The sequence below is a fragment of the Frateuria defendens genome, from assembly GCF_001182895.1.
Classification (GTDB): domain Bacteria; phylum Pseudomonadota; class Gammaproteobacteria; order Xanthomonadales; family Rhodanobacteraceae; genus Frateuria_B; species Frateuria_B defendens.
Window position 1 is genome coordinate 1 of sequence record NZ_LFQR01000022.1, and the last position, 8,103, is coordinate 8,103.

Annotated in this window: 6 protein-coding genes and 1 pseudogene; 3 read left to right on the forward strand and 4 right to left on the reverse strand. The window is 67.5% G+C overall.

The features are described 5' to 3' along the window. Positions 1-199: 199 nt before the first annotated feature. Entirely contained in the window at positions 200-1,252 is a 1,053-nt protein-coding gene (locus tag ACH65_RS03305; RefSeq protein ID WP_049621157.1) for a class I SAM-dependent methyltransferase, read from the reverse strand. A 133-nt stretch (positions 1,253-1,385) separates the two neighbouring features. Between ACH65_RS03305 and ACH65_RS03310 the strand changes: the two genes are divergently transcribed. Continuing rightward, entirely contained in the window at positions 1,386-2,033 is a 648-nt protein-coding gene (locus tag ACH65_RS03310) for a helix-turn-helix transcriptional regulator (protein WP_161805582.1), read from the forward strand. Positions 2,034-2,416: 383 nt separating this feature from the next. Beyond that, complete coding sequence (locus ACH65_RS19610) at positions 2,417-3,136, forward strand: hypothetical protein (RefSeq protein ID WP_153242460.1); 720 nt, start codon at positions 2,417-2,419, stop codon at positions 3,134-3,136. 45 nt (positions 3,137-3,181) lie between these two features. On the opposite strand, the gene ACH65_RS03320 is transcribed toward ACH65_RS19610, so the two are convergent. Further along, positions 3,182-3,610 carry a hypothetical protein gene (locus ACH65_RS03320; protein ID WP_049621160.1) on the reverse strand — a complete coding sequence of 143 codons (429 nt, stop codon included), beginning with the start codon at positions 3,608-3,610 and terminating at the stop codon, positions 3,182-3,184. Positions 3,611-3,686: 76 nt separating this feature from the next. Beyond that, positions 3,687-6,353, reverse strand: a complete 2,667-nt coding sequence (locus ACH65_RS03325; RefSeq protein ID WP_049621161.1) for a M16 family metallopeptidase — start codon at positions 6,351-6,353, stop codon at positions 3,687-3,689. A gap of 336 nt (positions 6,354-6,689) precedes the next feature. On the opposite strand from ACH65_RS03325, the gene ACH65_RS03330 reads away from it, so the two are divergent. Further along, positions 6,690-6,920: a LuxR C-terminal-related transcriptional regulator gene (locus tag ACH65_RS03330; RefSeq protein ID WP_049621162.1), complete on the forward strand. Its 231-nt coding sequence runs from the start codon at positions 6,690-6,692 to the stop codon at positions 6,918-6,920. Between the two features lie 870 nt (positions 6,921-7,790). Here the strand turns inward: ACH65_RS03330 and ACH65_RS18760 are convergent. Beyond that, positions 7,791-8,084 (reverse strand): annotated as a pseudogene (locus ACH65_RS18760) (ATP-binding cassette domain-containing protein); the annotation flags it as partial. Positions 8,085-8,103: the final 19 nt, after the last annotated feature.

Genomic DNA, 8,103 nt, shown 5'->3' on the forward strand with positions numbered 1-8,103 from the left:
GCCGGCTTCATCGTTTCGGGGACGTTTCGGGGACAGGCGCCCACAGGCTGGAGGCCCCTACGCTGCCTCGATGCTGGCCACCTCCCATACCGCCGCCTGTAAGGAGCGCGCCTTGCGCGCGACCAGCCTACGTAGCGGTGACGGCACGGCGCCGGTCGCGCGCAAGGCGCGCTCCTTACAGGCGGGATGCAGGCGGCGCCTACGGCCGCGCCTCCAGCACCATGTTGAACGGCGTCTCGGTGGCGCGGCGGAAGCGGTGGAAGCCGCCGCCCTCCATCATCACCTCGCGCAGCCGCGCCTCGCCCGCCTGCGCGCCCAGCGCCGGGCCGTGCCGCGCCAGCGACACCGGCACGCAAATCTGCGAGGAGGCGCCGTAGTAGATCCGCCCGATCGGGTTCAGGTTGTCCTGCACGCGGTCGCCCGCCATCGGCTCGACCACCATGCAGCTGCCGTCGTCCTTCAGTGCATCGTGCGCGTGGCGCGCCGCGCCCACCGGGTCGCCCATGTCGTGCAGGCAGTCGAAGAAGGTGATGAGGTCGAAGCCCTTCTCGCCGTAGCCGCCGGCGTCGGCCACCTCGAAGAAGGCGTTCTTGATGCCGCTCTCGCGCGCGTGCTGGCGCGCCACCTCGATCGAGGGCGCGTGGTAGTCGTAGCCGATGAACTCGGAGTTCGGATACGCCTTGGCCATCAGCAGCGTGCTGGCGCCGTGGCCGCAGCCCACGTCCGCGGCGCGGCCGCCGTGGGCGAGCTTCTCCACCACGCCGTCCAGCGCCGGCAGCCAGCTGCCCAGCAGGTTGGCGTTGTAGCCGGCGCGGAAGAAGCGCTCGGTGCCCTTGAACAGGCACGGGTGATGCTCGCCCCACTCCATGCCCTCGCCGTCGCGGAAGTGCGCCAGGGTGCGGTCCTTGGCGTGGTAGGTGGCCTCGATCACGTCGTAGGCGCCCGGCAGGTCCACCGGCCCCGACGGGTCGGCCAGGCACAGCGCCTGCTCCTCGTTGAGCCCGTAGCGGCCGCTGGCCGCGTCGAACTCCACGTAGCCGCCCGCCGCCTGGTTGTTGAGCCACTCGCGCACGTAGCGCTCGCTGGTGCCGGTGCGCTCGGCCAGCTCGGCCGGCGTCAGCCGCTCGCCCGCCAGCGCCTTGTAGAGGCCGAGCGCGTCGCCGATCTGCACCAGGGTGGCGCTGATCGCTGCCCCCATGTCCGCCACCGCCTTGCCCAGGAATGCCTGCAAACGCTCTTCATTGACGGCCATGACACCGGCTCCTGCGCAACGAGGGTAAGATGAAGCCCCTTTGTAGGCGCCCGCCGCGTCGTCCGCCTGTCCCAAACCGGACAGGCCGAAGGGACGAGGAACCGGGCGCAAGAGGCCGCCAATGCAGCCCGCCATGCAGCCATCGCGCGGTAGCCGACCCGTCGCCGAGGCCGTGCCCGCTGCGCCGGAGGTGCCGGCCGCCGCACTGTGCGCCCTGCTCGACCGGCTGGCGGCCGGCGTCATCCTCGCCGACGCGGCCGCGCAACCGTGCTACGCCAACGCCGAGGCCTGCCGCATCCTGGCCGAGGCCGACGGCCTGCGCACCTGCGCCGGCACCCTGGCCGCCCTCGCCGCCGCCTCCACGCAGCGGCTGCGGCAGGCCATCGCCCTGGTCGCCACCCAGGGCGGCACGCCGGCAAGCCGGCGCGAGGGCATTCGCCTGTCGCTGCCGCGCCCCGCGCCGCGGCTGCCGCTACTGCTTACGCTCTATCCGCTGCCCACCCCGGCCGGCTGCGCGGCGCTCTACATCACCGCCCCCGAGCGCCTGCCGCCGCTCGACCGCGACGCCATCGCCGAAGCCCTCCACCTCACCCCCCGCGAAGCCGCCCTGGCCACCCTGCTCGCCGACGGCCACGACCTGCACGACTGCGCCCGCCGCCTCGCGATCAGCGACGGCACCGCCCGCAACCACCTCAAGCACGTGTTCGAGAAGACCTCCCTGCACAGCCAGACGGCGCTGGTGGCGCAGTTGCGGGGGTTTGGGGAAGCGTGCCGGCGGTGAGGCACGCGATGGCGCCCCTGTCCGGATGGCGCGTGAAGCCCCGTTTTCTACAAGGAACGCCCCATTGCCATGCCGGGGCGGAACTTCTGCCGGCGTCGGTGCCCTAACAGCCGCTCGACCTCTGCCATGCGTCCCCCTGGTTGGGAGGCGTGGAGGCGTGGCGACGTGTCTCGAGCAAGGCTTCACCGCCCGGCCCCTCTGCAAAACAGGGAAGCCATGCAGCGCCCTCGGCAGAAATTGGCGAGATCCAGGCCCGGTCGCCCCCTCATGCCGGGGCCGACACCGTCGTCCAGGCCGCCGCAGTCCGAGTGGTGCCGCAAGTACCGCCTTCCTCGCGTGGCGCACATCGAAACATAGGGATCAGCATGACGGCAAGGACAAGGATGTCGCGATTCCCCACGCGGCTGGGCAGGTCGGTGCGGTTGGCGCTGGTCATGCTGGGCCACCTCGCCCTGCTACTGGCCCTGCTCCGCCCGCGCGCGCCGGCCGATGTGCCCGCCTTCGCCGAGGCGGGCCGGCACGAGGCCATGCAGGTGCGCCTGTTGCCCCGATCACAACCGGCACCCGCGGCAATCGACCTGCCTCGACCGCTCATCGGGCAGCCTCATCGCCGGACCGGCAGGCCGGAGGAAGCCGGCCCGATGCATGGCGAGCCGGCATCTCAGGTAACGGCACTTCGCGGATCGACACGCCACGAACCGGCGAACCGCACGCCGCCGTCCACGGCCACTCTCCCGACTGCGCACCAGCCTGCCGCCCCCGTGCCGGAGCCGTCTCCGCCAGCGGTGCCCATCGGCACGCCCGGATATATACCGGGCGGCGGCCGGCTGGCCGGCCCGGCACCAACGGCCGCAGCACCGCGTTTGCCGGGCAGCACGTTCATTGCCCATGCCCCGCGCTTCCGCATGGTGGACCCGCAATCGCAGGGGCTGAGCGGCCTCGTGCATCTCATCGGCACGCTGGCCGGCGCCGTCGACCCGCACTGCCTCGACGCCGACGCCTGGCAGGGCATGACGGACGCTGAACGCGTCGCCCACCGCGTCTCCAGGCAGGACATCGAGCGCCTCATGGATCAATACGGCTGCCGACGCCCCCGCCGATGACCGACACCGCCGTGCCCGATTCTCCCCGCAATGCGGCACGCAGGCTCAGGACTCGCACAACACCTTGCGCAGCTGCCGCAGGATCACCAGCGAGGCCGACACCTCCTCGCCTTCGTAGCGCACGATCTGCCCGTCGAAGTAGCACCAACGGGACCAGCGCGACCACTGCGGCGCCCAGCCCTGCGCGCCGCGCCGATACCGGCGAAAGCGACGCCCAATATAGGCATCGAGGCGACGCCGGTCATCCTCCCCGCGCAGGCGCAGGCGCGCGGGCTGGCCGAGCACCGTGGAGGGCAACATGCCGAAGAACGCTCCCACCGCAGCGACCTGCCACACGCCCCGGCCATAGATATACAAGAGCGCAAGCAGTAAGTGCGCCCCGGTGAGGAAACACACGCGATAGGTGTCGCGAAGCTGCTCGCGAAGCCCAGCCACACGTATCGGGTAGAGTGCCTGCCTGTCACTTTCCCGCATTTCCAGCGTTCTCCTTGTCCAGGCGCTGCCAAATACCGGCAAACTGGTGCTCCGGCCGCACATGCCGCACACGGATTCACCCCTTCGGCGCCGGCCCCTTCACCGCCGTCACCAGCGCCTGCGGACGCAGGTGCGCCGCATAGGCCTGGCGCACCTGCTCGGCAGTGAGCATGAGGTAGTGCTGGCCGGCCACGGTCATGGCATCGAGCGGGCGGCCTTCCTGCGACAGCGTCAGCAGCTGGTTGCCGATGGCGGCGAAGCTCGACTCGCCCAGCGGGATCTGCCGCAGCAGGATGCCCTTGGCACGGTCGAGGTCGGCCTGGCCCACCGGCGCCTTCTGCATGGCCTCCAGGTCGCGCACCACCATCGCCCGTGCCGGGCCAACCTTGTCCGGGTCGCTGCCGTAGCTCACGGTGAAGGTGCTGCGGTGCTTGCCGAGGTCGTAGGCGGTGTCGACGGTGTAGACCAGGCCGGAGGCATCGCGCAGGTCGCGGTACAGCCGCGAGGCGTAGAAGCCGCCGCCAAGTACCTCGTTGCCGAGGTAGAGCGCGTAGCGCGCGGGATCGTCGCGGCTCACGTCCACCGTCTCGGCCAGCTGCACGCTGTCCTGCTGCGCGCTGGCATCGGGCACGTGGAATTCACCGGGCTTGCTCGGCGGCACGGCCGGGTAGTCCACGTCGGGCTTCGCACCCACGGCCTTCCATTCACCGAAGGCCTGCTCCACCAACTGCCGGGCCTGCGCCGGATCGACCTTGCCGACCACCACCAAGGTGGTCATGTCGGGGCGGAAGACCTGCGCGTAGTACGACTTCACCTTGTCTAGCGTGACACCCAGCACCGACTGCGGCGTGGCGTGGCGCAGCTCGGGATCGCTCGCCGGCAGCAGTGCCTTGCCCAGCCCTAGTTGCGCGAGGAAATCCGGCGACTGCAACTCGCCGGTCACGTAGCCCGCCAGCTGCCGCTGCACCACCGCAAACGCCTGCGGCGGCAGCGCCGGGTTCAACTGGCTGTCGGCGAGCAGCTTGAGGCCGTCGGCGAAATGCGTCGCCGGCACAGCCAGCGAGAAGCTGGAGCCGGCACTGGCTTTTGCGCCGAGCGTATCCAGCGCCTGCTGAAAGCGCAGGCGGTCCAGGTGCGTGGTGCCATAGGCGAACAGCCCGTCCAGCAGCTCGCTGACACCCTCCTCGCCCTGGGGCGTCTGCACGTCGGGGTTGGCCTTGACCTTGCCGTAGACCTCCACCGTGTCGCTCACCGATTCGGGCTGCACGATCAGGGTGAGGCCATTGGGCAAGGTGTAGGTGGTTGGCTTGAGCGAGGAGCGCGGCAGCGCCAGCGTGGCGAAGGCCTGCTCGGCCCAGGCCGGCAGCTGCACCGGCTTGTCCGGGCTGGCGGCGAAACTCTCCGCGCCGCCGAAGCCCTTGCCGGCCACCGGCTTGCCGGAACTCTGCGGGGTGAGGATAGCGGTGACCGCGTGCGCGGGATCGAACACCCGCCTGGCCAGCGCGTTCACCTCGGCCGGCGTCACCGCCTCGACCTGGGCGCGGATGGCGTCGGGCGAGTCCATGCCTTCGAACGCCAGCGCGCGCGACCAGGCATCGGCCAGACCATCCACCGAGTTCTTCTTGAACTCCAGCTCCGCGACGGCCTTGCGCTTGGCCGCCTCCACCAGCGCCGGGTCGATGCCCTTGGCCGCCGCCTCGGCCAGGATCGCCTGCATCTTCGCCAGCACCGGCTGCGGGTCGCCCCCACGCGGGAAGATGCCCACCGCCATGCCGAAACCGGCCGCCGGCATCAGCTGCGCGCCGAAGCCGCCGTACAGCGCAGTGCCGTCCATGCCCATGCCAAACAGCGCCGCGCGCTGCGAACCCATGGCCGCGCCGAGCACCGCGGCCGTGGCGTGCTCCTTCGCCGCCAGGCCGGGCAGGCGGTAGACCACGTAGACCGAGCCGTAGGGGTTGTCGGTGGGCAGGCGCACCGTCTTCGCCTGCACCGGCTTGAACGCGAACGAGGGCTTGGCCGGCAGCGCGCGGCGCGGGATGTCGCCGAACTGCGCCTTGATCTCGGCCAGCGTGGCGGCCGGATCGACATCGCCGGCCACCACCAGGATCGCGTTGTTGGGCGCGTACCAGCTGTCGTGGAAGGCCTTGAGCATCGGCGCGGAGGTCTTGTCGAAGGAATCGCGCGTGCCCAGCGGCGTGTGCGCATACGGCGTGCCGTCGAACAGCTGCGCCTGCAGTTGCTCGTAGAACTTGTAGGTGGGGTTGGAGAGGTCGCGCGAGACCTCCTGCTCGATCGCGCCGCGCTCCTTGGCCCACTCCCCTTCCGCCACATCCACGCCGTGCATGCGCAGCGCTTCGGTGTGCAGCGCAACGCCCAGGTCCTGCGCCGGCGTGACGAAGTAATACTGCGTCACGCCCTGCGTGGTGTCCGCGTTGAACGCCCCGCCCAGGTTGGCCGCCACCGCCGCGAGCTGGTCCTTGGACAGGCCCGGACTGCCGCGGAACATCATGTGCTCCATCGCGTGCGCGGTGCCGGGGAACCCCGCCGGCGCCTCGTCCGACCCGGCCAGATAGTTCACCTCGGTGGTCACCACCGGCGCCAGCGCATCGCGCACGATCACCACGCGCAGGCCGTTGGGAAGGGTGGCGCGGATGACGCCCGCGTCGGGCGCCGCGGCCATCGCGCCGCCAGCGGCCAGGGCCATGTAGATCGCGGCGGCCAGCCGCAAGGCTTGTTTCTTCATTCTGCTGTCCTTGTGGAGGGCATTGAGTGTGACGACGCCTCTAAAAGGCGGACAAGACGCGGGACGGTGCCCGCCGCATTCTTAATCTGCGCCACCCGGACCTTTTTTCTTGAAGTACAAAAATAGGCTCCAGGCCGGCACCAGCGCCATACCCGAAACAATAACCGCACTCAGAACAGCCATGACTCTTCCCTTGCCATAGGGGATGAAGCGTCCTCGTTGATTCGAGCCAGTCAGAAGTAGAGTTTCAGCGTCGCGACGATCTGGCTCTCGGTAAACTTGCTCTTGCGCATCGTCGGTCTTCTTGGAACTAGTTTGCCCGGAAAACCTCCAATTATGCCTGGATCAAGATTACGGGGGAGTCGACACCTTCACCTCACCCGGCGCGAAGCCGTCCTGGTCATCCTGCTCTCCGACGGCCGCGACCTGCATGATTGCGCCCAACGCCTGGCGATCAGCGACGGCACCGCCCGCAACCACCTCAAGCACGTGTTCGAGAAGACCGCCCTGCACAGCCAGGCGGCGCTGGTGGCGCGGTTGCGGGGGTTTGTGGGGCCGTGCTGGTGATGGACGCCGCAGCGCGCGACGTCAGGCCATCGCGGGCTGGTGGCTTGGCCTAGGCCGTTGTCGCCCGGCTCCTGACGGCATTCCCCCCGTCGATCAATGTCGGCCAATCAGTCTGTTGATATGGTTGAGTATATATACGGGGCCAATCACGTTAATCGAGGATCCGTTTTTATCAATGTAAATATCCTGGGAGTCGAACCTAAAAATGCGGGGCAGGCGATGACGATATTTGCCATTCGCACACTCGACATAGCCTGACCTGAAAATAACGCCCTCAACTACGTCCTGTGCCTCCGTGCCATATAGGCGCACAGAGCCAATCATTGTCATGAACCAATGGACCATCAGTCCCGACAGTCCGCCAGTAACCGCTCCCGCGGCATGCCTCGAAAGAAAGTTGCCGGCAGCGAAAATAAGAGCAATGCACGTGAGGTAAAACAAATTCTTGTAATTATCCTTGAAATTAAGGGATATGGGGAGTCGCCTTACTTTGGTGTCATGGTGCATGAAGAGTATCTCGTCATGACGCAATCCTGTCCGCCCATCGGAGAACGGACAGGATTTTTGGTTTATTAAAGCCTACTCGCCGCCGAAGGTGGTGGCTGCCAAATAGCCTGCGGCGAACCCAGCCACAGCTCCGACCACCCCTCCTATAGGCCCTCCTATTGCCCCAAACTCAGCTCCAATCACGGCCCCATCATAGGCACCCACAGCCCCGCCGCCAGTCTCCAGGACGCCACCCCAAAAATGAGCGCTGGGAAACATGCCGCCCGAGATCGAACTCAATTCATCATTAGTGACATCACGCATCTCACATCTCCTCTGGCTTCCGGATATTCAGCCGATCCGGATTCGGCATGACAATCCGTGCTACTTGACGGTTAGTGCTCCAAAGTCGGCAAAGAAGCCAATCTTTGCGGCATGCGAAGCAGCCTCTTCGCTATGAGTTATTATCAATCTTGAAATGCCCATTCCTTGTATAGAGGAATGCACCAGCCTCGCCCGTTCTGCATCCAGATGGCTGGTGGCTTCATCTAGCACCAAGAATCTCGGTTTTCTATAAAGTGCGCGGGCAAGTATTATTCTTTGCCTTTGCCCGCCCGAGAGACTGGAACCCATGTCTCCCACCAGGCTCTGGTATCCCATAGGCATGGCCATGATGTCTCCTGATTAGCGTCGAACC

Coding starts and splice junctions, on each gene's coding strand:
- ACH65_RS03305 (WP_049621157.1), bottom strand. CDS start 1,252: ATGGCCGTCAATGAAGAGCGTTTGCAGGCATTCCTGGGCAAGGCGGTG.
- ACH65_RS03310 (WP_161805582.1), top strand. CDS start 1,386: ATGCAGCCATCGCGCGGTAGCCGACCCGTCGCCGAGGCCGTGCCCGCT.
- ACH65_RS19610 (WP_153242460.1), top strand. CDS start 2,417: ATGTCGCGATTCCCCACGCGGCTGGGCAGGTCGGTGCGGTTGGCGCTG.
- ACH65_RS03320 (WP_049621160.1), bottom strand. CDS start 3,610: ATGCGGGAAAGTGACAGGCAGGCACTCTACCCGATACGTGTGGCTGGG.
- ACH65_RS03325 (WP_049621161.1), bottom strand. CDS start 6,353: ATGAAGAAACAAGCCTTGCGGCTGGCCGCCGCGATCTACATGGCCCTG.
- ACH65_RS03330 (WP_049621162.1), top strand. CDS start 6,690: ATGCCTGGATCAAGATTACGGGGGAGTCGACACCTTCACCTCACCCGG.